At 74.5% G+C, this 26759-nt stretch carries 23 protein-coding genes, 2 pseudogenes and 1 riboswitch; of the genes and pseudogenes, 12 read left to right on the forward strand and 13 right to left on the reverse strand.

The features are described from left to right. The first annotated feature begins 21 nt into the window (after positions 1-21). Entirely contained in the window at positions 22-1644 is a 1623-nt protein-coding gene (gene groL, locus ACIA5A_RS00110) for a chaperonin GroEL (RefSeq protein ID WP_396754878.1), read from the forward strand. 70 nt (positions 1645-1714) lie between these two features. On the opposite strand, the gene ACIA5A_RS00115 is transcribed toward groL, so the two are convergent. From ACIA5A_RS00115 to ACIA5A_RS00125, 3 genes are all read right to left on the reverse strand, one after another. Then, positions 1715-1921: a hypothetical protein gene (locus ACIA5A_RS00115; protein ID WP_396754880.1), complete on the reverse strand. Its 207-nt coding sequence runs from the start codon at positions 1919-1921 to the stop codon at positions 1715-1717. A 62-nt stretch (positions 1922-1983) separates the two neighbouring features. After that, positions 1984-2910, reverse strand: coding sequence for a GNAT family N-acetyltransferase (locus tag ACIA5A_RS00120; RefSeq protein WP_396754882.1), 927 nt, complete (start codon positions 2908-2910; stop codon positions 1984-1986). A gap of 33 nt (positions 2911-2943) precedes the next feature. After that, positions 2944-5349, reverse strand: a complete 2406-nt coding sequence (locus ACIA5A_RS00125) for a S8 family serine peptidase (protein WP_396755808.1) — start codon at positions 5347-5349, stop codon at positions 2944-2946. 170 nt (positions 5350-5519) lie between these two features. Here ACIA5A_RS00125 and ACIA5A_RS00130 point away from each other — a divergent pair, with 170 nt between their 5' ends. Both ACIA5A_RS00130 and ACIA5A_RS00135 read left to right on the forward strand, forming a co-directional pair. Next, a complete protein-coding gene (locus ACIA5A_RS00130; RefSeq protein ID WP_396755810.1) occupies positions 5520-7322 on the forward strand; it encodes a glycerol-3-phosphate dehydrogenase/oxidase in 1803 nt (600 codons plus the stop codon). Positions 7323-7391: 69 nt separating this feature from the next. Then, positions 7392-7901: a hypothetical protein gene (locus ACIA5A_RS00135; RefSeq protein WP_396754884.1), complete on the forward strand. Its 510-nt coding sequence runs from the start codon at positions 7392-7394 to the stop codon at positions 7899-7901. Between the two features lies 1 nt (position 7902). Here the strand turns inward: ACIA5A_RS00135 and ACIA5A_RS00140 are convergent, their stop codons facing one another. Continuing rightward, entirely contained in the window at positions 7903-9303 is a 1401-nt protein-coding gene (locus tag ACIA5A_RS00140) for an FAD-binding oxidoreductase (RefSeq protein WP_396754886.1), read from the reverse strand. Between the two features lie 31 nt (positions 9304-9334). Here ACIA5A_RS00140 and ACIA5A_RS00145 point away from each other — a divergent pair, with 31 nt between their 5' ends. Then, on the forward strand, positions 9335-9676 hold the full coding sequence (locus tag ACIA5A_RS00145; protein WP_396754888.1) for a DUF4031 domain-containing protein: 342 nt from the start codon (positions 9335-9337) through the stop codon (positions 9674-9676). On the opposite strand, the gene ACIA5A_RS00150 is transcribed toward ACIA5A_RS00145, so the two are convergent. Continuing rightward, positions 9602-10237: a metal-dependent phosphohydrolase gene (locus ACIA5A_RS00150; RefSeq protein ID WP_396754890.1), complete on the reverse strand. Its 636-nt coding sequence runs from the start codon at positions 10235-10237 to the stop codon at positions 9602-9604. The two genes, ACIA5A_RS00145 and ACIA5A_RS00150, sit on opposite strands and share 75 nt — an antisense overlap. A 69-nt stretch (positions 10238-10306) precedes the next feature. On the opposite strand from ACIA5A_RS00150, the gene ACIA5A_RS00155 reads away from it, so the two are divergent. Next, positions 10307-11548 (forward strand): aromatic acid exporter family protein, encoded by a 1242-nt coding sequence (locus ACIA5A_RS00155; protein WP_396754892.1) that lies wholly within the window; start codon positions 10307-10309, stop codon positions 11546-11548. Between the two features lie 10 nt (positions 11549-11558). Here ACIA5A_RS00155 and ACIA5A_RS00160 read toward each other — a convergent pair whose 3' ends face one another. Continuing rightward, positions 11559-12824 (reverse strand): aminotransferase class V-fold PLP-dependent enzyme, encoded by a 1266-nt coding sequence (locus tag ACIA5A_RS00160; protein ID WP_396754894.1) that lies wholly within the window; start codon positions 12822-12824, stop codon positions 11559-11561. A gap of 46 nt (positions 12825-12870) precedes the next feature. Next, positions 12871-12991: riboswitch (SAM riboswitch) on the reverse strand. Between the two features lie 23 nt (positions 12992-13014). On the opposite strand from ACIA5A_RS00160, the gene ACIA5A_RS00165 reads away from it, so the two are divergent. After that, entirely contained in the window at positions 13015-14466 is a 1452-nt protein-coding gene (locus ACIA5A_RS00165; RefSeq protein ID WP_396755812.1) for a PrsW family intramembrane metalloprotease, read from the forward strand. 4 nt (positions 14467-14470) lie between these two features. Here the strand turns inward: ACIA5A_RS00165 and ACIA5A_RS00170 are convergent, their stop codons facing one another. Both ACIA5A_RS00170 and ACIA5A_RS00175 read right to left on the reverse strand, forming a co-directional pair. Next, positions 14471-14638 carry a hypothetical protein gene (locus ACIA5A_RS00170; protein ID WP_181570602.1) on the reverse strand — a complete coding sequence of 56 codons (168 nt, stop codon included), beginning with the start codon at positions 14636-14638 and terminating at the stop codon, positions 14471-14473. 80 nt (positions 14639-14718) lie between these two features. Further along, the gene (locus tag ACIA5A_RS00175) at positions 14719-15066 is read right to left on the reverse strand and encodes a GroES family chaperonin (protein WP_396754896.1); all 348 of its coding nucleotides are present in this window, start codon (positions 15064-15066) and stop codon (positions 14719-14721) included. Positions 15067-15220: 154 nt separating this feature from the next. Between ACIA5A_RS00175 and ACIA5A_RS00180 the strand changes: the two genes are divergently transcribed. After that, the gene (locus ACIA5A_RS00180) at positions 15221-16522 is read left to right on the forward strand and encodes an AI-2E family transporter (RefSeq protein ID WP_396754897.1); all 1302 of its coding nucleotides are present in this window, start codon (positions 15221-15223) and stop codon (positions 16520-16522) included. Between the two features lie 54 nt (positions 16523-16576). Here the strand turns inward: ACIA5A_RS00180 and ACIA5A_RS00185 are convergent. Both ACIA5A_RS00185 and ACIA5A_RS00190 read right to left on the reverse strand, forming a co-directional pair. Beyond that, a pseudogene (locus tag ACIA5A_RS00185) lies at positions 16577-17263 on the reverse strand (ATP-dependent DNA helicase); the annotation flags it as partial. 111 nt (positions 17264-17374) lie between these two features. After that, positions 17375-18712: pseudogene (locus tag ACIA5A_RS00190) on the reverse strand (ATP-dependent DNA helicase); the annotation flags it as partial. 123 nt (positions 18713-18835) lie between these two features. On the opposite strand from ACIA5A_RS00190, the gene ACIA5A_RS00195 reads away from it, so the two are divergent. Next, positions 18836-19342 carry a DUF402 domain-containing protein gene (locus tag ACIA5A_RS00195; RefSeq protein ID WP_396754899.1) on the forward strand — a complete coding sequence of 169 codons (507 nt, stop codon included), beginning with the start codon at positions 18836-18838 and terminating at the stop codon, positions 19340-19342. Between the two features lie 7 nt (positions 19343-19349). On the opposite strand, the gene sigJ is transcribed toward ACIA5A_RS00195, so the two are convergent. Further along, entirely contained in the window at positions 19350-20303 is a 954-nt protein-coding gene (gene sigJ / locus ACIA5A_RS00200; protein ID WP_396754901.1) for an RNA polymerase sigma factor SigJ, read from the reverse strand. A 337-nt stretch (positions 20304-20640) separates the two neighbouring features. Here sigJ and ACIA5A_RS00205 point away from each other — a divergent pair, with 337 nt between their 5' ends. From ACIA5A_RS00205 to ACIA5A_RS00215, 3 genes are all read left to right on the forward strand, one after another. Continuing rightward, the gene (locus ACIA5A_RS00205) at positions 20641-21591 is read left to right on the forward strand and encodes a PPK2 family polyphosphate kinase (protein ID WP_396754903.1); all 951 of its coding nucleotides are present in this window, start codon (positions 20641-20643) and stop codon (positions 21589-21591) included. 150 nt (positions 21592-21741) lie between these two features. After that, a complete protein-coding gene (locus tag ACIA5A_RS00210) occupies positions 21742-22368 on the forward strand; it encodes a DUF47 domain-containing protein (RefSeq protein ID WP_089157475.1) in 627 nt (208 codons plus the stop codon). A gap of 4 nt (positions 22369-22372) precedes the next feature. Further along, a complete protein-coding gene (locus ACIA5A_RS00215) occupies positions 22373-23377 on the forward strand; it encodes an anion permease (RefSeq protein WP_396754905.1) in 1005 nt (334 codons plus the stop codon). Positions 23378-23454: 77 nt separating this feature from the next. Here the strand turns inward: ACIA5A_RS00215 and ACIA5A_RS00220 are convergent, their stop codons facing one another. After that, positions 23455-24423, reverse strand: a complete 969-nt coding sequence (locus ACIA5A_RS00220) for a Gfo/Idh/MocA family protein (RefSeq protein ID WP_396754907.1) — start codon at positions 24421-24423, stop codon at positions 23455-23457. A 672-nt stretch (positions 24424-25095) separates the two neighbouring features. Here ACIA5A_RS00220 and ACIA5A_RS00225 point away from each other — a divergent pair. Then, complete coding sequence (locus ACIA5A_RS00225) at positions 25096-25923, forward strand: NUDIX hydrolase (RefSeq protein ID WP_396754909.1); 828 nt, start codon at positions 25096-25098, stop codon at positions 25921-25923. Positions 25924-25963: 40 nt separating this feature from the next. Here the strand turns inward: ACIA5A_RS00225 and pstB are convergent, their stop codons facing one another. Continuing rightward, positions 25964-26740, reverse strand: a complete 777-nt coding sequence (gene pstB, locus ACIA5A_RS00230; protein ID WP_396754911.1) for a phosphate ABC transporter ATP-binding protein PstB — start codon at positions 26738-26740, stop codon at positions 25964-25966. Between the last annotated feature and the right edge of the window lie 19 nt (positions 26741-26759).

The following is a 26759-nucleotide window of genomic DNA, read 5'->3' on the forward strand; positions in this document are numbered from 1 at the left end:
TGTCCAGGAGGACAACGCCGTATGGCCAAGATGATCGCGTTCGACGAAGAGGCGCGCCGCGGCCTCGAGCGGGGCATGAACCAGCTCGCCGACGCCGTGAAGGTGACGCTCGGCCCGAGGGGCCGCAACGTCGTGCTCGAGAAGAAGTGGGGTGCCCCCACCATCACCAACGATGGTGTGAGCATCGCCAAGGAGATCGAGCTCGAGGACCCGTACGAGAAGATCGGCGCCGAGCTGGTCAAGGAGGTCGCGAAGAAGACCGACGACGTCGCCGGTGACGGCACGACGACGGCGACCGTCCTGGCCCAGGCCCTGGTTCGCGAGGGTCTGCGCAACGTGGCCGCCGGCGCCAACCCGATGGCCCTGAAGCGGGGCATCGAGGCCGCCGTCGCCAACGTCTCGGAGGAGCTGCTCAAGCTCGCCAAGGACGTGGAGACCAAGGAGCAGATCGCCTCCACCGCCTCCATCTCCGCCGGTGACACCACCGTCGGTGAGATCATCGCCGAGGCGATGGACAAGGTGGGCAAGGAAGGCGTCATCACCGTCGAGGAGAGCAACACCTTCGGCCTCGAGCTCGAGCTCACCGAGGGCATGCGCTTCGACAAGGGCTACATCTCCGCCTACTTCATGACCGACCCGGAGCGTATGGAGGCCGTCTTCGACGACCCCTACATCCTGATCGTCAACAGCAAGATCTCGTCGGTGAAGGACCTGCTCCCGATCCTGGAGAAGGTCATGCAGTCGGGCAAGCCGCTGCTGATCATCGCCGAGGACCTGGAGGGCGAGGCCCTGGCCACCCTGGTGGTCAACAAGGTCCGTGGCACCTTCAAGTCGGTCGCCGTCAAGGCGCCGGGCTTCGGTGACCGCCGCAAGGCCATGCTGACCGACATCGCCATCCTCGCCGGTGGCCAGGTCATCAGCGAGGAGGTCGGCCTCAAGCTGGACGCCGTCAACCTCGACATGCTGGGCCGCGCCCGCAAGGTCGTGGTGACCAAGGACGAGACCACCATCGTCGACGGCGCCGGTGACGCCGAGCAGATCCAGGGCCGGGTCAACCAGATCCGGGCCGAGATCGACAAGAGCGACTCCGACTACGACCGGGAGAAGCTGCAGGAGCGTCTGGCCAAGCTGGCCGGCGGTGTTGCGGTGATCAAGGTCGGCGCGGCCACCGAGGTCGAGCTGAAGGAGCGCAAGCACCGCATCGAGGACGCCGTCCGCAACGCGAAGGCCGCCGTCGAGGAGGGCATCGTCCCGGGTGGTGGCGTCGCGCTGGTGCAGGCCGGCAAGACCGCCTTCGACAAGCTGGACCTGGCCGGCGACGAGGCGACCGGCGCGCAGATCGTCAAGATCGCGCTGGACGCCCCGCTGCGGCAGATCGCCGTCAACGCCGGCCTCGAGGGTGGCGTCGTCGTCGAGCGGGTTCGCAACCTCGACCCGGGTCACGGCCTCAACGCCGCGACCGGCGAGTACGTGGACCTGCTGGCCGCCGGCATCATCGACCCGGCCAAGGTGACGCGTTCCGCGCTGCAGAACGCCGCCTCGATCGCCGCGCTGTTCCTCACCACCGAGGCCGTCGTGGCGGACAAGCCGGAGAAGACCCCGGCCGCCCCGGCCGGCCCGGGTGGCGGGGACATGGACTTCTGAGTCCAGCTCCACCAGTACGCCGCGAAGGGGGCGGGCCGCGTGTGCGGTCCGCCCCCTTCCGTGTGTCGGCTCAGGTGGGCAGCGGGCGTTGGTTGCGCCGCTTGTGCGCCCGGCCGTACGGCGGGACGATCCGCCTCGGCTCGTCCACCGGTTGCCGGGCCTCCTCCTCGGGTGGCTGGCCGGCGACGTCCTGCTCGGCGTCGCCGAGGTCCAGCCGGTCGGCGGGCAGCTCCCGGGCCGGGGCCGGGTCGTGGGTCCGTTCGTCTTCCGTGGGCATGCGCCGCCTCCTCTGTGCCTCGACCGTAGGTGCCTGTCGATCCCCGTGGAGGGCGAACGGCGTTATGCCCGTTTGATGGCTTTGCGGTAGAGGAAGAAGACGCGCTCGATCCGCGCGCCGGCCGCGCCGGAGTAGAACGGCACCGGCCCCACCCAGCCGATCTGCGCCGCGCCGATGCCGGCCGCCGCCTGGTCCCGCAGGCAGCGGCGCAACAGCACCCCGCCGATCCCGGAGCCCTCGGCCGCCGGCGCGGTGCCCATCGGCCCGAACCAGCTCGGCCGCGCCGACCCGTACGCGGCGAAGCCGAGGATCTCGCCGTCCCGCTCGGCCAGGTGCGTGCCCGCGTCCGGGCGGCCCACCGAGCCGGCCAGCTCACCGTCCCAGGTGCCGCCGAACACCGAGCGGGCGAACGCGCTCAGCGCCGGCAGGTCCGCCGGCTCGGCCCGGCGTACCGTCACGCCCCGCGCGGCCAGCCGCTGCTCGGCGGCCTCGGTCGGGCGCAGCGCCGGCGACCCCTCGGTCAGCGCGGCGGTCATGTTCCAGGCCGTCCGGTCCTGGCGGAAGCCGAGCCGCAGCGCGGCGCAGACCGCCGGGGTGTAGCGGACGTCGATGCCCGGCCAGGCGTAGTGCGGCGGGTTGCCGGCCAGCAGCAGCTCGGACGCGCCGAGCGCGGCCAGCCGCGTCTCCGCCCCGGTCAGCAGCGCCGTGCCGACGCCCTGGCGACGCTCCGCCGGCGCCACCGCGACCAGGTCGACGTGGCCGCGCTCCGGATGGGCCACCGACAGCGACCCGAGCAGGACCCCGAGCAGCGTGCCGTCGCGGACCGCGCCGAGCCGCAGCACCGGGCGGTCGGCCGCCGCCCGGTCGGCGAGCGTGGCCACCACGGCCGGTGCCTCGGCCGCGTCCTCCGGCAGGTCCAGCGCCCGCCGGCACAGGTCGACGACGTCGGGCAGCCGATCCGACCCCAACTCGATGATCTCCACGTCCATGGACGCCGACGCTAGGCCATCCGGGCAGGTTTGTTAACCGGCCCGGGCCGCCCGCACCGCCGCGTACGCGTCGAGCAGGCCGGCGCCGACCAGGTCCCGGGTGCCGCCGCAGGTCGCGCCGGCCGGGGCGGTGACCGGGGTGGCGGTCTCGGTGAGGATCCGCCGGGTCCGGTCCAGGTCGCCGACAAGCGCCGGGTTCGCCGACCACATCAGCGCCACCACACCCGCCACCTGCGGGGTGGCCATCGACGTGCCGTCAAGCGTGGCGTACCCGCCGCCGGGGAACGCGGACGGCACCGCCGCGCCCGGTGCCACCAGGTCGGGCTTCGCGGCCGACCCGGCCGGGCCCCGGCTGGAGAAGTCGGTGAGCCGGCGGGACCTGTCCACCGCACCGACCGTGAGCACGTCCGGGTACGGCGCCGGCGGGTCGGCGATCGAGCCGCAGGACGGGCCGGTGTTGCCCGCGGCGGCCACCACCAGGATGCCGGCGGCGGCCAGCGCGGCGGTCGCCGGACGCAGCGCGCCCGGGTCGCAGCCCTCCAACGGCGGGCAGCCCCACGAGTTGGTCAGCACGTCCGGCGCGCGTCGCGGCCGACCGTCGGTAAGCGGGTTCCCGCCCGGCGGGAACGGGGCCAGCATGAACTGGAGGCAGTCCAGGTAGCGGGCCGGGCTGCCGAGGTTGCGGTCCAGATTGACGCAGCCGACCCAGCTCGCGCCGGGGGCCACCCCGATCCCGTCCCGGCCCACCGCGCTGCCCAGCGTGTGCGTGCCGTGGCCGCCCCGGTCGGCCGGCGCGCGGCGGTGCTCCCACGGGTCGTACCAGGAGTCGTCGCCGCCCCGGAAACCGTCGGCCAACGCCGGGTGCCGCCCGTCCACCCCGGAGTCGGAACTGCCCACCACCACGCCGGCGCCGGTCACGCCCAGCTCCGACCAGACCCGGTCCGCGCCGATCAGCGACACGTTCCAGGTCGGGCCGGTCGGCGCCGGGGTGTCGCCCCGGGCCGGCGGCGCCGCCGCGGGCAGCGGACGCGGACGCTGGTCGACAAGCACCCGGGCCACCTCGGGGCGGCCGGACAACCACGCTCGCACCGCCGGGCCGCCGTCCGTGGAGATCGCGTTGACCAGGTAGTAGGGCGTGGGGTGCAGGCGCAGCCGGGTCAGCGTGCGGCGCAGGTCGCCCTGCGTCCGGTCGGCGGTGGCGACCAGCCGCCGGTAGACCTCGGCGGCCCGCGCGTCCCGTCCCGCCCGGCCCGGTGCGCCGGTCGGCAGGCCGCTCAGATCGGCCTGCTCGCGCAGCACCACCAGCAGCCGCTCGCCGTACAGGCCCGGCTGGCCGGGGACCAGGTAGACCACCGCCACGGCGGCGAGCAGCGCCCCGGCGGTCAGCCCGGCGACGCCCCGGCGGGGCGCGCGGGCGCGGGGGCGGGCGAGCAGCACGCCGTACCCGACGGCGAGCAGGACCGCGACGGCGAACGCCGCGCCGGCGCCGACCGCGACCCAGAACGGCACGTCGCGGCTGGTGGCCAGCAGCAGCGTGATCTCCTCCGGGTCGGTCAGCGCCAGCGGCCCGGCCAGGGCCAGGGCGACCAGCCACCGCACCGGCGCCGGCCCGGCCGGGCGGCCGGCGTGCCGGGCCGCCACCTCCAGCGCGCCCAGCACGAAGCCGAGCGGCGGCAGCAGCACCAGGCCCGGCAACTGGGCGCCCGACTGTCCGGCGCCGGCCGCCAGCAGCGCCAGCGTGACGCCGGCGACCAGCCCGCCGACCAGCACCAGACGGGCCGGCCGGACCGTCGTGCCGGGCGCGAGGCCGGCCCAGAACGCGGGTCCGAGCAGCGCGCCGGCCAGCGCGCCGAACGCGGCGGCGGCCAGCCCGGCGAGCACCGTCTCCAGCAGCCCGCCCAGCGCACCCACCCAGAGCCAGGGCAGCAGGACCGCCAGCCCGGCGGCGACCGCCAGCAGCGTCACCGCGCCCGGCCGCCGCCCGCCGCCGGCCGTCCCCGGCGTCGCGGCCGGGTCGTCGGGCGCGGCCGGAACCGCGGGCGCCCCCGGCGCCGCTTCCGGCGGCCGTGGGACGGCGTGGCCGGCCGCCGGTGCGATCGCCGGACCGGCCGGGCGATGGGGCAACCGGGCCACGGCGAGCGCGAGCAGCGCGACGGTAAGCGCCAGCGCGGCCAGGTAGGCCTCGTGGTGCACCGGCGGCAGCGCCCGCAGCAGCGTCGCCGCGCCGAGCGCTACCGCGCCGCCGGTCCACGCCCGCCCGGCCGCCCGCACCGCCGGGGACCGCGGCAGCAGCGCCAACGCCAGCGCCGGCCCACCCACCAGCAGCGCGGTGACCACGGCGACGAGCGGCCAGACCGCCACCACCCGGTCCGCCCCGGTCACCAGCACCACCTGGTCGACCAGCCAGCCGGTGACCTGGCCGGGCACGGTGAGCAGCATCGCCCAGACGCCTGTCGCCGCCGCCGCGACGACCGGCCACGGCCCGGTCTCGCGCGGCGGCTGGGGTACGGGAGCAGCGGGCGGGCCGGTCAGCATGGTCATCACGGTACGGCCGGGGCGTGTCGCGGTGGCGCGGGGACGGCTACCGTGGACCCGTGCGCGACCCCAACGTGTCCCGATCCGCGGCCGGCCAGCTCTCCGCCGAGCGTCGCGCCGACGACCTGCGTCGCCTGCGCGCCGAGCGGTTCGACGTCCTGATCATCGGGGGCGGGGTGACCGGCGCGGGCGCCGCTCTCGACGCCGCGTCCCGGGGGCTCAAGGTGGCCCTGGTGGAGGCGCGCGACTACGCCGCCGGCACGTCCAGCCGGTCCAGCAAGCTGATCCACGGCGGCCTGCGCTACCTGGAGCAGTTGGAGTTCCACCTGGTCCACGAGGCGCTCACCGAACGCGGGCTGCTCGCCACCCGGCTCGCCCCGCACCTGGTCCGCCCGGTGCCGATCCTGGTGCCGCTGCCGGCCGAGGGCGGCGTGCGCGACCTGCCCCGCCGCTTCCTCCGCCGCTCCTACTACGGCCTCGGCGTGGCCGCCTACGACGCGTTCGCCGGGGTGTTCGGCGGCGGGCGCGGCATGCCGTTGCACCGGCACCTGACCCGCGAGGGCGCGCGCCGGATCTTCCCGAGCCTCCGGCCGGACACGCTGGCCGGCGCGATCCGCTACTACGACGGCCAGGTCGACGACGCCCGCCTGGTGGTGACGCTGGCCCGCACCGCGGCCAGCCTCGGCGCGACAGTGGTCAACAGCGCCCGCGCGGTCGGCCTGATCCGCCAGGCCCGCGAGGTGACAGGCGTCCGGGTGCGCGACCTGGAGGCGCCGGCCGGCTCGCCGGACGCCGAGTTCGAGGTCCGCGCCCGCACCGTGATCGCCGCCACCGGCGTGTGGAGCGACGACATGTCGCGCATGCTCAACGACGTCGGGCTGCGCCCCGGCCTGCGGGTCCGGGCCTCGAAGGGCGTGCACCTGGTGGTGCCCCGGTCGGCGATCGTCGGCGAGACCGGTCTGATCCTGCGCACCGCGACGAGTGTCCTCTTCGTCATCCCGTGGGGCGGGCACTGGATCATCGGCACCACCGACACCGACTGGCAGCTCGACAGGTCCCACCCGGCCGCCACCGCGCGCGACATCGACTACCTGCTGGAACAGGTCAACACCGTGCTGGACCGGCCGTTGACCACCGCCGACATCGAGGGCGTCTACGCCGGGCTGCGCCCGCTGCTCTCCGGCGAGGCGGACTCCACCTCCAAGCTCTCCCGCGAGCACGCCGTGGTCGAGCCGATGCTCGGCCTGCTGCTGGTGGCCGGCGGCAAATACACCACCTACCGGGTGATGGCCGCCGACGTGGTCGACCACGCGGCGCACCGGCTCGGCCGGGCCCGCCCGTCGCGCACCGCCGACCTGCCGCTGCTCGGCGCCGACGGATACGCCGCCATGTGGCGCGACCGGGCCGACCTGGCCCGCCGGCACGGGGTGCCGGTCGGGGTGGTCGAGCACCTGCTGGAGCGCTACGGCAACCTCACCCTCGACCTGCTCGCCCTGATCGACGCCGACCCGCTGCTCGGCTCGCCGCTGGCCGGCGCGCCGGAATACCTCGCCGCCGAGGTGACGTACGCGGCCCGGGCCGAGGGCGCGTTGCACGTGGAGGACGTGCTCACCCGGCGTACCCGGATCTCGATCGAGACCAGCCACCGCGGCCTGGAGTCGGCGGAGCACGCCGCCGAGCTGATGGGCGCGGTGCTCGGCTGGGACGCGGCGACCCGGACCCGGGAGGTGGCCCACTACCGGGCGCGGGTGGAGGCCGAGCGGGAGTCGCAGCTCATGCCGGACGACATCGCCGCCGATGCGGCGCGGCTCGGCGCGCCCGACGTGCGCGGCTTCGCGGCCGACCGGAACAGCGGACTGCCGACCTCGCCCCGCTGAGGAAATCGCAGCCCCTACCGTCCGCTCGGTGGGTAGTGCGCGCAACCTACGGAAGTGTAGGTTTCCCGCGTGGTTCGTCCATCCTCGACGCGCGTTCCCGCACTGTCCGCCGCCGTCCTGCTGGCGACCGCCCTGACCGGCTGCTCGGTCCTCGGCCGGGCCGAGAGCGCCACGACACCCGGTCAGCAGGGCACGGCCGCCCCGACACCGACCGGGAAGCCGGTCACCCTGCTCCAGCGGCTCGGCGCGGACGGCAAGGTCCGCACGCTGGAGGTCGACCCGGCCGGGCGGTGGCAGTGCCGCGACTGCGCCGGTGACGGCGTCGACGCGACGGGCGCGCTCAACCCGGAGCAGACCCAGCGGTTGCAGCGGATGCTCGCCGACCCGGCGCTGGTGCGGGAGACCGACGAGGCCCGGCGCTACCGGCAGCTCTGCATCGGCGCGCTGACCTCGTCGCTGCTCGTCCCGCCGGAGCTGACCATCACCATCCAGGACTGCCCGGGTGAGCCGGCGCCGCCGGTGGCGTACGACGTGCTGCTGCTGCTCACCCAGGCCACCCCGGCCGAGGACAAGGGCTGAGTCAGATCACCTTGCCGGGGTTGAGCAGCCCCGCCGGGTCCAGCGCGGCCTTGATCGCCTGGTGCACCCGGACGCCCACCGGGCCGATCTCCCGCGCCAGCCAGTCCCGCTTGAGCAACCCGACGCCGTGCTCCCCGGTGCAGGTGCCACCCAGCTCCAGACCGAGCCGCATGATCTCGTCGAAGGCCCGCCGGCCCCGGTCCAGACTCGCCGGGTCGGCCCGGTCGAGGACGATGTTGGGGTGCATGTTGCCGTCCCCGGCGTGCCCGACCACGCCGATCGGCACGTCGCACGCCCCGGCGATCCGGGCCACCCCGTCCAGCAGCTCGGCGAGCCGGCCGCGCGGCACCGCCACGTCGTCGATGACCAGGCCGCCGTTGCCGCCGGGGAAGGTCTCGGCGGCGTACCGCTCCATCGCCGGGTGGGCCAGCCGTCGGGCCTGGAGCAGGGCGGTCGCCTCGGTCGCGTCGGTGGCGGTCCAGACCTCGTCGGCCCCGGCCGCGCCGCACACCTCGGCGATCCGGGCCAGGTCGTCGGCGGCCCGGTCGCCGGTGTCCACGGCGGCCAGCAGCAGCGCCTCCGCGTCGGTGCGCAACCCCATCGGCCGGTACGCCTCGATCGCCCGCAGGTGCGTGCGGTCCAGCAGCTCCAGCAGGCTCGGGGTGAGACCCCGCTCGGCGATCCCGGCCACCGCGCCGCCGGCCGCCGCCGTGGTGGGGAAGACCGCGACCAGGGTCAGCGACGCCTCGGGCGCGGGACGCAGCGCCACGGTCACCTCGGTGATCACGCCGAGCGTGCCCTCGGAGCCGACGAACAGCCGGGTGAGGTCGTACCCGGCGACGCCCTTGGCGGTGCGCCGGCCGGTGCGCAGCACCTCGCCGGAGGCGAGCACCACCTCCAGGCCGAGCACGTATTCGCTCGTCACGCCGTACTTGACGCAGCACATGCCGCCGGCGTTGGTGGCCACGTTGCCGCCGATCGTGGACGACTCCCAGGAGCCGGGGTCCGGCGGATACCAGAGCCCGCGCGCCCGCACCGCCTGAGCCAGCGCCGCGTTGACCACGCCGGGCTGCGCCACGGCGATCCGGCCGACCGGGTCGACCTCCACGATCCGGTCCATCGCCACCGTGCTCAGCACCATCGCGCCGGCCACCGCGTTCGCCGCGCCGGCCAACCCGGTCCGCGCCCCCTGCGGCACCACCGGCACGCCGTGCCGCCCGGCCGCGCGCACGGCGGCCACCACCTGGGCGGTGTCGCGGGGGCGGACCACCACCAGCGGGGTGCCCGAGGCGCACAGGTCCGCCTCGTCGCGCTCGTGACCGGCCAGCAGGTCCGGGTCGGTCAGCACGGCGGAATCGCCGAGCGCGGACCGCAGGTCGTCGAGGAGGGGATGGGCGGCCATGCCGGGAAGGCTACGCGTACCGTCGGTCGTCATGCTCTACCTGGACCCGCCCGCGGTGCCCTGGCGCGGCCGGCTCTGGTCGCACCTGATCAGCGACGTCTCGTACGCGGAACTGCACGCCTTCGCCGAGATGCTCGGCGTGCCCCGGCGCGGCTTCGACCGGGACCACTACGACCTGCCCGCCGAGCGGTTCCCGGTGGCGGTCTGGCTGGGCGCCACGGTGGTCCCGTCCCGGGAGATCGTCCGCCGGCTGCACGTCGCCGGCCTGCGTCGCCCGAAGCACCGGGCCGCCCGGGTCTCAGGCGAGGCCGGTCAGCTCCCGGGTCAGGTTGGCGCGGGCGCGGTCCTCCCAGCGGGCGTGCGGCTCGGCTAGCCGGTAGAGCGCCGGCAGGTCGAGCAGGTGCCGCAGCACGGCGGCCCGACCGGCGCGGAAGTCCGGCTCGGGGACGTGGGCGTACTCGTGGCGGATCGCGGCGGCGTACCTGTCGTAGTCGGCCGGTCGGGCCGCCAGCACGGCCAGGTCGGCGTCGCAGAGCAGCGCGCCGTCCGGGTCGTCCGGCCCGACGGCGTGACCGGCGGTGAGCAGCACCAGGCGGCGTACCTCGTCGACCGCCGTGGTCGGCAGCCCGGCGGCGGTGAGCAGGTCGCCGGTCAGGTCGGCGCTGGCCCGTTCGTTGGCGTCGCCGCCGGCGCGCGGGTCGTATACCGCGTCGTGGCCCCACGCGGCGAGCCGGACCAGGTCGGGGCGGCGGGCCCGATCGGCGTACGCGTCGACCACGTCGAGCACCGTGCACAGGTGGTCCACCGTGTGGTGGCGTCGGTGCGGCTCCCGCCAGCCGGCCAGCAGCCGGTCCCCGGCCCGCCGGACGCCGCCCGGGTCGGTCGCGCCGGCCGCCCGCGCCGCCCGCTCCCACCGTGCCGTCAGCTCGTCCACCCGGTGCAGTCTGCCCGATCCGGGCGCCGGGGCGAGGATTCACCCCGGGCGGGACGGGTAGTACCCGCCATGGCCCGGGACCGACGACCGCCGCTCCTGCGGCGGATGACCTCGCGCGAGGGGCTGGCCGACCTGGACGGGCCGCGGATCGCCGCCGCCGTGGACGAGCTGCGCGACAAGAGCAAGGCCACCCTGCACGACCGGCTGCACCGGGTGCGTACCGCGTTCGGCCTGGCGTTGCAGGCCGGGCTCGCGGCCGGCCTGGCCTATCTGGTCTCGCACCGGCTGCTGCACAATCCGCAGCCGGTCTTCGCGCCGATCTCCGCGGTGGGCACGCTTGCCGCCTCGGTCGGGCAGCGGTTCCGGCGCACCGTCGAACTGATCATCGGGGTGGCGGTCGGGGTCCTGGTCGGCGACGTGCTGATCTACTTCCTCGGCACCGGCGCCTGGCAGCTCGCGCTGGTGGTGACCTCGGCGATCCTGCTGACCATCTTCGCCGGGGCGAGCGTGGCCATCGTGATCCAGGCGGCGGCGACCGCGGTGCTGATCGTGACGCTCAGCCCGTCCACCCAGAACCTGGAGTTCCCGCGCTTCGTCGACGCGTTCCTCGGCGGCAGCATCGCGTTGATCGTCACCGCCCTGCTGTTGCCGCTCAACCCGCTGCGGGTGATCAACCGGGCCGCCCGGCCGGCGCTGGACCTGCTCGCCGAACAGCTCGACGCCTGCGCCGAGGCGCTGCGCAACCGGGACCGGGGCGCGGCCCAGCGGGCGCTGTTCCGGCTCCGGGAGAACAAGGAGGAACTGGCCGCGCTCGGCGAGGCGATCGAGGGCGCGAAGGAGACCATCACCATCTCGCCGGCGCGCTGGCACCGGCGCAGCGAGCTGACCCACTACGCGGAGGCGGCCGAGCCGATCGACCGGGCGATGCGCAACAGCGGCACGCTGATCCGCCGCTCGGTTACCATGATCGAGGACGAGGAGGAGATTCCCGAGCCGATGCCGGACGCGGTCGCCCACCTCGCCGAGGCGGTACGCCTGCTCCGGCACGAGTTCGCCGCCGGGGAGGAGCCGCAGCAGGCCCGGGAGCGGACCCTGCGCGCGGTCAGCGAGGCCGGCCGGGCGTACGCCGAGGGGGTGGGCTTCTCCGGCAGCGTGGTGATCGCGCAGGTGCGGACCGCGGCCAGTGACCTGATGGTCGCCTCCGGCATCGAGCAGGAGGAGGCGAACCGCCTGGTCCGCCAGGCGTTCCACGGCAACGACCAGCAGACCGACGAGACGCCCCAACCGCCCACCGCCCCGCCGGTCGGCTGACCGTCGGCGGTCAGCCCGGGAGGGTGGCCAGGGCCCGCAGGAGGGTGTCGACCTCGTGCTCGGTGGTGCCCAGGCCGAGGCTGGCGCGCAGCGCGGTGGGCGGCAGGTCGGTGCGGCCGGACCGGGCGGCGGCCTCGGTGAGCAGACGGCGGGTCAGCGGGTGGGCGCAGAACAGGCCGTCCCGGACGCCGATCCGGTGCCGGGCCGCCAGGTGCGCGGCCACCTCGGCGGAGTCCCGCCCGGCCACCACGAAGCTGACGATGCCCACCCGGGGCGCGTCCGGGCCGAACGTGCGCAACTCCACCACGTCCGGCAGCGCGGCCAGGCCGGCGCGCAGCCGGGCCAGCAACGCCTGCTCCCGGGCGTGCAGCGCGGCCCGGTCCGCCGCGTCGAGCGCCGCGCCGACCGCCGCGAGCGCCACCGCGCCGAGCAGGTTCGGGGTGCCGCCCTCGTGCCGGGCCGGGCCGGTCGCCCACCTGACGTCGTGGGTGGCCGCGCCGACGTGGCTGGTGGCGCCGCCGCCGGGCAGGTACGGCGGGGCCGCGTCCAGCCAGTCCGCGCGCCCGACCAGCACGCCCGCGCCGAACGGCGCGTACAGCTTGTGGCCGGAGAGCGCCACGTAGTCCAGGTCCGACGCGGCCACGTCGACACGCGCGTGCGGGGCGAGCTGCGCGGCGTCCACCAGGATCCGCGCGCCGTACCGGTGGGCCACCCGGGCCAGCTCGGTCACCGGCCAGCACTCGCCTGTCACGTTGCTGGCCCCGGTGACGGCGACAAGCACCGGCAGGCCGGGCCGGGCGTCGCGGGCCAGCTCGCCCAGCGCCGCGTCGAGGGACCGGACCGCGCCGGCCGGGCTGTCCGGCACCGGCAGCCGCACCGAGCCGCGCGGCCAGGGCAGCAGGTTGGCGTGGTGCTCCCCGCCGAAGGTGACCACCGTGGTGCCGGCCGGCAGCGCCCGGGCCAGCAGGTTCACCGCGTCGGTGGTGTTCCGGGTGAAGACCACGTGGTCGGTGGGGCGGGCGCCGAGGAAGTCCGCCACGGTCTGCCGGGCCCGCTCGTAGGCAAGCGTGCAGCGCCGCGACAGCGCGCCCGCGCCGCGGTGCACGCTCGCGTACCAGGGCAGCAGCTCGGCCACCGCGTCGGCCGCGGCCCGCGCGCACGGCGCGCTGGCGGCGTGGTCCAGGTTGATCTCTCCGGGCACGCCGAGCACGCCGAGCGGGTCCGGCCGGGCCGGCACCTGCAGCGTGGGCAGGGCGGGTACGAGGGTGACGGTCATGGCGGAGCCTCCCGGGCCACCGGGGACCCCCGGATCTCGCCGAAGGGGTCCGCGCTTGCCCAGCACGCGAGGCGGCGCTGGGCCCGGTCATCACCCGGGGCACCCCACCGCGAACTGACGAGGGTTGCCGGCCAGCAAGCCGGGGCTTGACGCTGGCGCTCGTGACCTGTTCCGGAGCATAGCCGTCGTGATGCGGCCGGAACAGTGGGGCGTGGGTGACTACGCTGACCGCATGGCCGTCACCCCGCCCGGCGGAGCACTGCCGCCGCCGTCCGCGCCCGCCGTCCCGCCGCCCGGGGCGCCGTCACCGCGGATGCCGCTGCGTCGGCTCGGCTGGCGGCGTTTCCTGGCGCTGGCCGGGGTGGTGCTGCTGATCGCGGCCGGCGCCTTGTTCATGGTGTTCACGCTGGGCGAGAGCCTGGGCGCCGAGGCGCTGCTGGTCGGCGTGATCGCGGCGATCCTGCCGGTGCCGGTGCTGGTGTCCTGCTTCCTCTGGCTCGACCGCTACGAGCCCGAGCCGCTGAAATACCTGATCTTCTGCTTCGCGTGGGGCGCGTTCGTCTCCACCGCCATCTCGCTGCTGGTCAACGAGACGGGCGCGCGGCTGTTCAAGGACTGGGGGCTGCCCGCCGCGCTGACCGCGGTGCTCGTCGCGCCGTTCATCGAGGAGCTGACCAAGGCCGCCGGCCCCATCCTGCTGCTGATCTTCCGGCGTCGGGAGTTCTCCGGGGTCACCGACGGGCTGGTCTACTGCGGGCTCTCCGCGGTCGGCTTCGCCATGGTGGAGAACATCCTCTACCTGGGCGGCTACGGCTACCGCACCGGCGTCGAGGAGTACGGCCCGGCCACCGGCGCGCAGCAGGTGATCGCGATCTTCATCGTGCGGATCCTGCTGTTCGGCTTCGCCCACCCGCTGTTCACGTCGATGACCGGCGTCGGGCTGGGCGTCGCCGCGCGTACCGCCGACCGGCGGGTGCGGATCCTCGCCCCGCTCGCCGGCCTGCTGCTGGCCATGATGCTGCACGGCACCTGGAACCTGATCCCGTCGCTGGCGCAGGTCACCGGGCAGCCGGTGATCGTGCTCTACGGCTACATCGGCGTGATGGTGCCGATCTTCTTCGGCATGGTGGGGCTGGCCGTCGGCCTGCGCGCCTGGGAGGGCCGGCTCACCGAGCGCACGCTGCCCGACTACGTCCGGGCGGGCTGGCTCACCCCACCCGAGGTGGCGGCGCTGGGCAGCCTGGGTCGGCGGCACGCGGCCCGCGCCTGGGCCCGCCGGGTGGCCGGCGACGGCGGGGTGAAGGCGATGCGCGGCTACCAGTTCGCCGCCACCCGGCTGGCGCTGCTGCGCGACGGCATGCGCCGGGGGCTGGACCGCAAGCCCGCCGAGCGGGACCGGACGGCACGGGAGGAACGGGAGCTGCTGGACTCGATCGCCGCGTACCGGTCGTTCTTCGTCGGGCGGGACCCGCAGGCGCCGGTTGGGGTCTGGGACGGTCAGCGCTACCACCTGCGGTTCCCGGACGGGTCCCGGCGCACGGTCGAGGCGCCGGACGAGCCGGTGGTGCCGATCCCGGTGGTGCTGGCCCCGCCGCCCCCGCCGGTCGGTCACGCCCCGCACCCGTGGCACCCGCACGGCTGAGCGGTCAGGACATCAGGCCGGTGAGGAAGTCGCCGAGCCCCTGGGCGATGGCCATCAGCGCCGCGCCGATGCCCCGGAAAAGCTGCGCCGCGCCGTCCGGCCGGAACGCCATGAAGTAGATCAGGAACGCGAGGAACCCCCAGGCGAGAATCCTCTTGATCACGATCGGCATGGTCCCTCCCCAGGGCGCGCTGAGGTGCCTGGGCTTCCCGCCGGGCAGCGCCGCAAACGGCGCCGGCGCGGGGGCGGCCGTCAGAGGTAGAGCCCGGTCGAACCGGTCTCGGCGCTCTCCACCCGCTCCGCCGCCACCGCGTGCACGTCGCGCTCGCGCAGCAGCACGTACGCCCGGCCGTGCAGTTCGACCTCGGAGCGGTCGTCCGGGTCGAAGAGCACCCGGTCCCCGGCCACGATCGAGCGGACGTGCGGCCCGACGCCCACCGCGGTGGCCCAGGCCAGCCGCTTGCCGACCGCCGCGGTCGCCGGGATGACGATGCCGGCGGTGGAGCGGCGTTCCCCCTCCGCGCCCTCGGTACGCACCAGCACGCGATCGTGCAGCAGGCGGATGGGCAGCCCGGTGTCGAGACTCTGGTCGGCGGTCACGCGAAGACGCTACCGCGTGCCGCCCGGCCGGTTCCGTCGTGGTTGCCGGGTGCGGCGACGGGGCAATATGTGGCGGGACCGCCCTACCGTGGGGCGGTCGGACGTATCCTGTCTCCCCTGTGACGTGGGTGGACCAGCTTTGCGGGAGGTGCGCTTGAGCCGCTTCGAGCGGATGCGCGGACGGCTCCGCCGCGCGTACGAGTCGGGTCGTGAGGCGGCTGCCGCCGAGCGGTCCGGCGGGGACCCGTCTCCCGGCGAGGCGGGCGGCGTGGCCTCCCCCGGTTCGCCCGGTCCGGCGGCGTCGCCGTCGGCGACCGTGGTGGGCGCCGAGCCGCCGGCCGCGATGCACAACTCGACGGTGAGCCGCGACGACACCGAGGTGCCGCACGCGCTGCGCATCGCCGCCGCGTGGTGCTGGCGGCTGATCGTGATCGGGATCGTCACCTGGGCGCTGCTCAAGATCGTCGGCACGATCAGCATCGTGATCATCCCGCTGACCGTCGCGCTGCTGCTCTCGGCGCTCCTCGCCCCGGCGGTCGGCTGGCTGCTGAAGGCCCGCTTCCCCCGCTCGCTGGCGACCGGCGTGGTGCTGGTCGGCGGCCTCGCCGCGGTGATCGGCACGCTCACGCTCGTGGTCAACGAGTTCATCCAGGGCGTCCCGGAGCTGAGCGAGAAGTCCTCCCAGGGCGTGCGGCAGATCCAGGACTGGCTCAAGACCGGCCCGCTGCACCTGTCCGACAGCCAGCTCAACCGCTACATCGACGAGGCGCAGAACTGGATCAACGGCAACACCGAGCGGTTCACCAGCGGCGCGCTCAGCACCGCCGCCACGCTCGCCGAGGTGCTCACCGGCACCGTCCTGGTGCTGTTCGCGACGTTCTTCTTCCTCCGCGACGGCAACAACATCTGGCGGTTCCTGGTCCGGCTGCTGCCGGTCGCCGCGCGCTGGAAGGTCGACGACGCCGGCCGCGCCTCCTGGTCGACGCTCGGCGCCTACGTCCGCGCCACCGTGCTCGTCGCCTTCATCGACGCGGTGGGCATCGGCATCTTCCTGGTCATCTTCGACATCCCGTTCGCGTTCCCGCTGGCCGCGCTGGTCTTCCTCGGCGCGTTCATCCCGATCGTCGGCGCGTTCCTGTCCGGCGTGGTGGCGGTGCTGGTGGCGCTGGTCGACAGCGGCCCGGTGACCGCCCTGATCATCCTCGGCGCGGTGATCGGCGTGCAGCAGGTCGAGGGGCACGTGCTCCAGCCGCTGATCATGGGCCGGGCGGTGGCCATCCACCCGCTCGCCGTGATCATCGGCATCGCCGCCGGCGTGGTGCTCGCCGGCATCGCCGGTGCGCTGGTCGCGGTGCCGCTGATCGCCGTGCTCAACACCGCGGTCCGGCGGCTCGCCGCGCGTACCGTGCCGGACACCCCGCCGGACGCGGTGGTGGTCGCCTCCCAGGCGCCCTGACCCGCATCCGCTCCGCCCGACGCCCGCGTCACCCCGCCCGGGGAGGCGCGGGCGTCAGCTCTTGGCCAGCCGTTCCAGCGCGCCCCGGGCCACCTCGGGCCGGGTGGTGTACCAGAACGGGGGCAGCGAGCGCCGCAGGAACGGGCCGTAGCCGCGGGCCGTCTCCAGCCGCGAGTCGAGCACCGCCACCACCCCCCGGTCACCGGTGGCCCGGATCAGCCGGCCGACGCCCTGCGCCAGCCGGACCGCCGCGATGGGCACGCTCACCGCCGCGAAACCGGACCCGCCGCCGGCGTCCACCGCCGCCGCACGCGCGGCGGCCAACGGCTCGTCGGGCCGGGGGAAGGGCAGCCGGTCGATCACCACGAGCTGGCAGGCGTCGCCCGGCACGTCCACGCCCTGCCAGAGCGACATCACCCCGAACAGGCAGCTCTCCCGCTCCTGCCGGAAGCGGCGGACCAGCAGCGGCAACGCCTCCTCGCCCTGGAGCAGCACCGGCAGGTCGGTGCGCGCGCGGAGCAGCTCCGCCGCCTGCTGCGCGGCCCGCCGCGACGAGAAGAGCCCGAGGGTACGCCCACCGAGCGCGCCGACCAGCGCCAGCAGCTCCTCGCCGGCCGCCGTGGGCAGCCCGGAGACGCTGGGGCGGGGCAGGTGCGCGGCGACGTAGAGGATGCCCTGCCGGGCGTAGTCGAACGGCGAGCCGACGTCGAGCGACCGCCACCCCGGCCCCTCGGTGGCCGGGACCGTGCCGATCGCCGCCCGGCTGCCCTCGGTGCTCGCCACACCCGCCGCGTCGGTGCCACGACCGGCGGCGGCCGCGGTGGCCATCGCGGCGGCGGCCGGCGACGGCGGGGCGGGCGGCGGCGCGTCCAGCCCGAGCGCCCGGGCCACCGTGTCGAAGCGCCCGCCCAGCGCCAGCGTGGCCGAGGTGGCGACCACGGTGCGCTCGTCGTAGAGGTGGGTGGCGAGCGTGCCGGCCACCGACAGCGGCGCCACCACCAGCGCCCGGCGGCTGCCGTTCTCCGGCTTCTCCACCCAGGCGACGTCGTGGTCGCCCTCCTCCAGCAGCCGCTGGGCGGTGGTGGACAGCTCGTCCAGCACGGCCTTGGCCTGCTGCTTGCGGACCGGATCGGGGTCGTCCGCCTTCACGTCACCGATCGTCTCCAGCGCGGCCCGGGTCGCCGAGTCGAGCAGCGTGCACGCCTCGCGCAGCGCGGGCGGCAGGCCGGCGGTGAGCCGGCCGGCCGGCGCCTCGGCCAACCCCACGGCCAGCGCGTCGCCGGCCTCGGTGAGCCGGTCGGCCAGGTCGGGGCGGAGCAGCGGCCGGGCCCGCCGGGTGGACCTGTCGATCAGCTCGGGCACCAGCTCGGCCTGGGCCGCCGAGGAGACCCGGTCGGCCAGCTCGTGCGCCTCGTCCACGACCAGTAGCCGGTGCGGCGGCACGATGTGCCGCCCGGCGAGCATGTCCACGGCGAGCAGGCTGTGGTTGGTGACCACCAGGTCGGCCTCGCGGGCGCGGGCGCGGGAGGCCTCCGCGAAGCACTCCTGGCCGAACGGGCAGCGGGACGCGCCGACGCACTCCCGCGCCGGCATGGAGACGGTGCGCCAGACCTGGTCGTCGACGCCCGGGTCCAGCTCGTCGCGGTCGCCGGTGGCGGTCTCCTCCGCCCAGTCGCGCAGTCGTTGCACCTGCTTGCCCAGCCGGCCCGCCTCGCCGAGCCACTTCGTGCCCCCGCCGGAGGAGGGCGCGTCGAAGAGGGCGTCGCCCGGCTCGTCCTCGACGGAGTTGTCCAGCCGGGCCAGGCACAGGTAGTGGTGGCGGCCCTTGAGCACGGCGAACGTGGGGCGGCGGCCGAGCACCGGCTCGACCGCGTCGGCCAGCCGGGGCAGGTCGTGGTCGACGAGCTGGGACTGCAACGCCAGGGTGGCGGTGGAGATCACCACCGGACCGTCCACGGTCAACGCCGGGGCCAGGTAGGCCAGGGACTTGCCGGTGCCGGTGCCGGCCTGCACCAGCAGGTGCTCGCCGGAGCCGATGCTCCGCTCGATCGCCTCGGCCATCTGCTGCTGGCCGGGGCGGGCCGTGCCGCCGGGGACGGCGCCCACCGCGGCCGCCAGCAGCTCCCCGCCGCTCGGGCGGCCGCTCCGGCGCTTCTTCGGGACGGCGGTGGCGGTGCGGGACGGGCTCACCGTGCGACCGTACCCGTCGGCACCGACGCCGGTCCGGCCGCTCCGGCGGCGTGGCGACCGCCGGGTCGCGTCCGGTTACCTGCCGATCGCGTGGCGTGGCCGGAATCGGTTAGGGTGCCAGGCATGCCGAGCGATGTGGTCCGCGTGATCTACCGCAAGTACGACGGCAGCGCGCACCGCGACTACCCGGCCCGCCGGCTCGCCGAGGACGACCTCGGCGTCTGGCTCGGCGTGCCGGCCGGCACCGAGTCGGTCTACCACGGCCGGCCCTCGGTCGAGCAGATCCCGTTCGTCCTGCTGGTGCCCCGGCACGGCTGGTGGACAGGCATGTTCAACCCGCCGCCGCGCACCAGCGAGGTCTACTGCGACATCGCCACCCCGGCCCGCTGGGAGGACGGCGAGACGGTGCACCTGGTCGACCTCGACCTGGACGTGGTGCGCCGGCGCGAGACCGGCCTCGTCGAGCTGCGCGACGAGGACGAGTTCGCCGAGCATCGGGCCCGGTGGGACTACCCGGACGACCTGGTCACCGAGGCCGAGGCGGCCGCCCGCTGGCTGCTCGGCGCGCTCGGTGACGGCAGCGAGCCGTTCGCCACGTCGTACCGGAAGTGGTTGGCCCTGGTGGTCTGAGCCGCGCTCACCAGCGCGGCGGCCAGGCGGCGTCCGGGCCCAGCGGCGGCAGCTCGCCCACCTTCTCCGGGTTGAGCTGGTTGAACACGCCGGTGACCCGTCCCTCGTGCACGGCGAACGAGGTGACCATCCGCATCGTCCGCCCGTCCGGCCAGGCCAGTTCCGCGTGCCAGCCCAGCGTCCCGTCCACGAGCACCGGCCGCACCCGCAGGCCGCCCCGCCGGCGGGCCTGGTCGAACAGGCCGAGGAGCAGGCGGGCGGCGGACTCGGCGCCGACCACCGGCCGCCGGGCCGCCGGGAAGTGGCCGCCGGCGTCGCCGATCGACACCGCGTCCGGCGCGAGCACCCGGACGAGCTGCGCCAGCTCCCCGGACTCCACCGCGGCCACGAACGCGGTGAGCACCTCCCGCTGCTCGGCGAGGTCGGCGCTGTGCCGGGGCGCGTCCGGCCCGTGCACCGCCCGGCGGGCCCGCGAGGCGAGCTGCCGGGCCGCCTCCGGTGTCGTGCCGAGCACCGCGGCGACGTCGGCGAACGGCACCGCGAACACGTCGTGCAGCACGAACGCCACCCGCTGCTCCGGCGTCAGCCGTTCCAGCACCACCAGCAGGGCGGTGCCGAGCTGGTCGGCCCGGACCGCCCGCTCGGCCGGGTCGGGGGCGAACCCGTCCGCCGCCGGCAGGCCGGTCACCACCGGTTCCGGCAACCACTGGCCGGGGTACGCCTCGCGGCGCACCCGGGCCGAGCGGAGCACGTCCAGGCAGAGTCGGGAACAGGTGGTGGTCAACCAGCCGCGCAGGTCCCGGACGCGGGCACGGTCGGCCGGGTCGGCAAGCGCGCCGGAGCATCGCAGCCAGGTCTCCTGCACGGCGTCCTCGGCCTCGCTCCGGCTGCCCAGCATCCGCTGCGCCACCGCCAGGAGGTGCCCCCGCTCCGCCTCGAACTCCCCCGCCAGTTCGTCCACCCACCCATTCTCCCGCCCGCCACCCGTCCGCTGCCCCCGCCCTTGTTCCACCTGTTCTCCCGCCGCCCGGCCGCCCGCCGACCCGCCGCTCTCCACCGCCGGCCTCGCCGTCTCGCCTCCTACAGCACGAGATCGATCTTCTGCTTGGTGGGATCGAGATAGATCTTGGTAGAAGGTGGCCCCCATGAGGGCCGTTTCGTACCAAGATCTCCCGCGGGGCGGCGGGCGAGGGTGGCTGCGGGTGGAAGCGGGGCCGAGGGTCAGCGGTGGGAGGGGCAAAGTGGGCGTAACGGATGCGCCGTACCCATGATCGGGGTTGTGGGGTGAGGATCGGGGGATGAGTGGCGTGGTGGGGCCCGAGGGTGGGTCGATGCGGGAGTTGTTGCGGGTGGGACCGGGGCCGGTGGACCTCACGGCGATCGACCCGCGCTCGACGCCGGGGCTGCCGAGGGCGGCCGGGCGCGGGTCGGCGCGCAAGGAGTGGGCCCGGGGGCAGGTCGGGTTGATCGGCGCCGAGCTGGGCCGGCAGCAGGAGATGCTGTACGCCGCCGCGCAGGTGGCCGCCGGCCCGGGCGGTGCGACGAGCGCGCCCACCCACGCCGGGGCGGGCCTGGCGGCGGGTCGGCCACGCCGGGTGCTGCTGGTGCTCCAGGCGATGGACTGCGGCGGCAAGGACGGCACCGTCAAGCGGGTGGCCGGCGCGATGAACCCGCTCGGGCTGCACATCCGCTCCTTCGGCCCGCCGACGAAGCAGGAGTTGCGGCACGACTTCCTGTGGCGGGTACGGCGGGCGCTGCCGCCCCCCGGCTACGTGGGCGTGTTCAACCGCTCGCACTACGAGGACGTGCTGATCGCCCGGGTGGAGGGCCTGGTCGACGAGGCCACCTGGCGGTCCCGCTACGAGATCATCAACGACTTCGAACGGGAGCTGGCCGAGCAGGCGGTGAGCGTGGTGAAGGTCATGCTGCACATCTCCCACGCCGAGCAGGGCGAGCGGCTGATGGAGCGGCTCACCGACCCGACGAAGTACTGGAAGTACAACCCCAGCGATCTGGACACCCGGGCCCGATGGGACGAATACCAGGCCGCGTACGCCGAGGCGCTCCAGCGATGCGGCACGGACGCCGCCCCCTGGTTCGTGGTGCCGGCGGACCGCAAGTGGTTCCGCGACTGGGCGGTGGCCCACCTGCTGCGGGAGACGTTCGACGGTTTGGATCTGGGGTATCCGGCTGCCGATTTCGACGTAGAACGGGAGCGTGCCCGGTTACGTGACCAGGGCTCAGAGTAGTCAGGTTAACGGAAGGTGAACGAGCGGTGAATCGGCTCTGACCAGGGGTGGGCCGGTCGATGCCCGGTTCGGCCGGGTCCCTAGCATGCCCAGAGCAGGTGCCCCCCGGGGCGACGGCCACCCTTCCACCGACACGACGAGGTCCGTGCTGTGAAGTTTTCCTTCCGTCCCACCGAGGGCGCCTTCTACGAGCTCTTCACCAGGGCCGCGCAGAACCTGGTGAAGGGGACCGACCTGCTCAACGAGCTGGGTCTGCCCGGCGCGGACGTGCAGTCGATCAGCGAGCGGCTGACCGAGGTCGAGCACGACAGCGACCAGATCACCCACGATCTCTACAAGAAGATCAACTCCACCTTCATCACGCCGTTCGACCGGGAGGACATCTACCGGCTGGGCTCGCTGCTCGACGACGTGATGGACCACCTGGAGGCGGTCGGCAACCTGCTCTACCTGTACGGCCTCACCAAGCTCCCGTCGCTCCCGCGCGAGCTGCACGAGCTGGTGAACGTGCTCGACCAGCAGGCCAAGCTCACCGCCGAGGCGATGCCCCGGCTGAAGTCGATGAAGGATCTCGAGGACTACTGGATCGAGTGCAACCGGCTGGAGAACGACGGCGACCAGGCCTACCGGATGCTGCTCGTCCGCCTCTTCTCCGGTGAGTACGACGCGCTCACGGTGCTGAAGATGAAGGAGGTGGCCGACGAGCTGGAGGCCGCCTGCGACGCCTTCGAGCACGTGGCCAACACCGTCGAGACCATCGCGGTCAAGGAGTCCTGATCCTGTGAGCCCCGAACTCATCGCCGTGCTGGCGGTGATCGCGGTCGCCATGGCGTTCGACTACACGAACGGCTTCCATGACGCGGCCAACGCGATCGCCACCAGCATCTCGACCCGGGCGTTGACACCCCGGATCGCTCTCGGCCTGGCCGCTGTCGGCAACTTCGTCGGCGCGCACTTCGGCGCGGGGGTGGCCAAGACCGTCGGCGACGGACTGGTCACGCTCCCGACCGGGGTGGAGAGCCTCGGCGTGGTCTTCGCCGGGGTGCTCGGCGCGATCGCCTGGAACCTGATCACCTGGTACTTCGGCCTGCCGTCCTCCTCCTCGCACGCCCTGTTCGGCGGCCTGGTCGGCGCCACGCTGTTCGCCGCCGACGGCATCGTCCAGTGGGGCAACATCGTGGAGAAGGTCCTCCTCCCGATGGTGCTCTCCCCGGTGGTCGGCCTGGTGCTCGGCTTCCTGGTGATGCTGGCGATCATGTGGCTGTTCCGGAAGGGGCAGCCGGGCAAGCTGAGCCGCGGCTTCCGTTGGGCGCAGACCGTGTCCGCCGCCGCCATGTCGGTCGGTCACGGCATGCAGGACGCCGCCAAGACCATGGGCATCATCGTGCTGGCGCTCTACACCGGCGGTTTCCAGGACAGCAAGACGCACATCCCGGGTTGGGTCTTCTGGACCTCCGCGACGATGCTGGCGCTCGGCACGTACGCGGGCGGCTGGCGGATCATCCGCACCCTGGGCCGGAAGATCATCGACCTGGGCCCGGCGGAGGGCTTCGCGGCCGAGACCGTGGCCAGTGCGGTGCTCTACTTCAACGCACTGGTGCTCAAGGCGCCGATCTCCACCACCCACACGATCACCTCGGCGATCATGGGTGTGGGCGCGACCAAGCGGCTCTCCGCGGTCCGCTGGAACGTGGCCGGCAACATCGTGATCGCCTGGATCATCACGTTCCCGGCCGCGGCCGCGATCGCCTGCCTCGCGTACCTCCTGGTCCGCCCGCTGTTCTAAGGAAGGGCCCCCGCTTAACGTTTTCGGTATAGGCGGGGGCCCTTCTTAACGCTCCGGTGTTGAGGAAGGGCCCCCGCCTACGCGTAGGAGACGCCGATCCGGGCCTTGATGTCGTCGATCAGCGCCATGATCTCCAGCGTGGCGGCGTGCGGCACCAGCGGGCTCTCGGTCAGCCCGGCCGCCAGGCAGCGCCCCACCTCGATCGCCTCGTACTGGTAGCCGCCGCCGGTCATGTCCGCCGCGATCGTCTCCGGCTCGGCGTCCAGGCGGTGCAGCACCGCCGACCCGGGCCGGAAGAACGGCTCGGGCAGGTCGATCCGGCCGGTGGTGCCGGTGATCGACGCGGTGATCGCGGTGGCCCCGACCATGCCGCAGCTCAGCGTCGCCACCGCGCCGGAGTCCCAGCCCAGGACGATGCCGCTGTTCTCGTCCACCGCCTCCGGGCTCAGCCGCGCCCACGCCTGCACGTGCTGCGGCGCGCCGAGCACCAGGTGGGCCAGGCTCAGCGGATACACGCCGAGGTCGAGCAGCGCGCCGCCGCCCAGCGCGGGATTCCGCATCCGGTGCTCGGGCGGGAACGGACCGGCCACCCCGAAGTCGGCCCGGACGTGGGTGACCTCGCCGATCGCACCGTCGGAGATCAGCTCCAGCATCCGCAGGATCAGCGGGTTCGTCCGCATCCACATGGCCTCCATGAAGAAGAGCCCGCGGGCGCGCGCCGTCTCCACCAGTTCGGTGGTGGTCGGTAGATCCAGCGTGCAGGGCTTCTCCACGAGCACTGCCTTGCCGCCGGCCAGGCAGGCGAGCGCCGCCTCGTGGTGTGCGGCGTGCGGCGTCGCCACGTAGATCGCGTCCAGGTCCGGGTCCGCGGCCAGTTCGGCCCAGGAGGCGTACGCCCGCGGCACGTCGTGCTGCCGCGCGAACGCCTCGGCGCTCTCCCGGGTCCGCGACCCGACCGCCACCAGCTCCGCCCCCGGCGCCAGCCGCAGGTCGGTGGCGAAGGCGGCGGCGATGTGTCCGGTGGCCAGGATTCCCCAACGCGTCATGCCGGCACGCTATCCCGCCCGGCGTCCACCCCCGCAGGATGATCCACCGATCGGGACGCGCGTCGGGCCCGCCCGGCGCCCGGCGTTGCGCCACCGCGTCCCGGCCGGCGGCCCGGCGTGCGCCGCCACGCCTCGGGCGGAGGTGCCGTGCCCGCCGAGACGGTTCGCGCGTCTCCGGTTCTCCGTGGCTCCCCGCCGCCCCATTCGGCGACAACGGAGCGTGAAGGTTGCGCAGAGTCATCGCCTCGGACAGTCTCCAGCGCAGATCCCGACCTCATCACTCGCTTAACGGACATAAAGGTCGGCCATCGGCCGGCGGCCCGCGACCGCGCGGCTGCCTTTGCTCTGCAGCCCTCCACGCAGCGGTCACCGTCGGTTGCTGCTGCGCCGATGGCTGCAGAGCAAAGGCGGCGGGGGACAGGTCTGGCGGGGCGGATCACCGCCACGCAGGGTGACAGGACGGGTTTGTCTCCGGGCGTTCCGCCGGCCGGTCCGTGCCCAGCGGGGCGGGGCCGGGCGGGGCGGGGCCGGGGGCAGGGCAGGATGAGCTGGCAGGACATGGCGGAGTCGACGCGGACGCTACCGGCGGTCCGCAGGGACGGTCGAACCGGGTGCGGTCGGGCGGCGGGATCCGGTCCGGCCGGATCGCCGTACCGGAACTAGGCTCGGGCGATGACGATCGACGGCTTCGCCGCCCCTCCCGCCCTGGTGGAGCACGCCCGCCGGTTCCACGCCGAGGGCGGTGTGCCCGCCGCGCCCCGGGTGGCCGCCACCGTGCTGCTGCTCCGTCCGGCCGGTGACGACTTCGAGGTCTACCTGATCCGGCGGGTGGCGGCGATGACGTTCGGCGGCATGTACGCCTTTCCCGGCGGCGGGGTGGACCGGTCCGACTCGGAGGCGCACCTCGGCTGGGCCGGGCCGGAGCCGGCGGCCTGGGGCGAGCGGCTCCGGCTCGACCCGGCGGACGCGCAGGCGGTGGTCTGCGCCGCCGCCCGCGAGGTGTTCGAGGAGGCGGGCGTGCTGCTGGCCGGCGCGGACGGCGACACCGTGGTGGGCGACGTGAGCGGCGACGACTGGGAGGCCGCCCGGCAGGACCTGGTGGGCCGGCGTACCGGCTTCGCCGACCTGCTGGCCGGGCGTGGGCTCACGCTCCGGTCGGACCTGCTGCTGCCGTGGACCCGGTGGATCACGCCGGAGTTCGAGCCGCGACGCTTCGACACGTACTTCTTCGTCGCCCTGCTGCCCGAGGGACAGCGGACCCGCGACGTCTCCGGCGAGGCCGACCACACGCTGTGGCTGCGCCCGGCGGACGCGCTGGCCCGGGCCGAGGGGGGTGAGCTGACCATGCTGCCGCCGACCATGGTCACGCTGGCCGAGATCGCCGCCGCCGGCGACCTCGCGGGCGTGACCCGCGCGGCGGCGGAGCGAGATCCGGGTACGCCGATCCTGCCGCGCATCGAGGACCTGGACGGGCCCGAGCCGCGCTTCCTGATGCGGTGAGCGGGACCCCGGCCGGTGAGCCGGGATCCCGCCGCACACCTCAGCCGAAGCGGCCGGTGATGTAGTCCTCGGTCTTCTTCTGGGTGGGGTTGCTGAAGATCTTCTGGGTGTTGTCGTACTCGATCAGCCGGCCCGGGTCGCCGGTCTTCTCGATCGAGAAGAACGCGGTCCGGTCGGACACCCGCGCGGCCTGCTGCATGTTGTGCGTGACGATGATGATGGTGAACTTGTCCTTGAGCTGGAACATCAGGTCCTCGATGGCCAGCGTGGAGATCGGGTCCAGCGCCGAGCACGGCTCGTCCATCAGCACCACCTGCGGCTCGACCGCGATGGTGCGGGCGATGCACAGCCGCTGCTGCTGACCGCCGGAGAGGCCGGCGCCCGGCTTGCCGAGGCGGTCCTTCACCTCGTCCCACAGGTTCGCCGAGCGGAGCGCCTTCTCGGCCGCCTCCTCCAGGATCGACTTGCGCCGCACGCCGTTGAGCCGCAGCCCGGCCACCACGTTGTCGAAGATGCTCATGGTGGGGAACGGATTCGGCCGCTGGAAGACCATGCCGATCATCCGGCGGACCGCGGTGACGTCCACGTCGCGGTCGTAGATGTCCTGCCCGTCGATGGTCAGGTTGCCCTCGACCCGGGCGCCGGGCAGCACCTCGTGCATCCGGTTGATCGACCGCAGGAACGTCGACTTGCCGCAGCCCGACGGCCCGATCAGGGCGGTCACGGTCTTCGGCTCGACGGTCAGGTTGATGTTCTCGATCGCCTTGAAACCGCCGTAGTAGGCGGTCACGTTGGCGGCCTCGACACGCTTGGCCATGGTGGCGGTACCTCCGGGG

The organism is Micromonospora sp. NPDC051300 (genome assembly GCF_044455315.1).
Classification (GTDB): domain Bacteria; phylum Actinomycetota; class Actinomycetes; order Mycobacteriales; family Micromonosporaceae; genus Micromonospora; species Micromonospora robiginosa.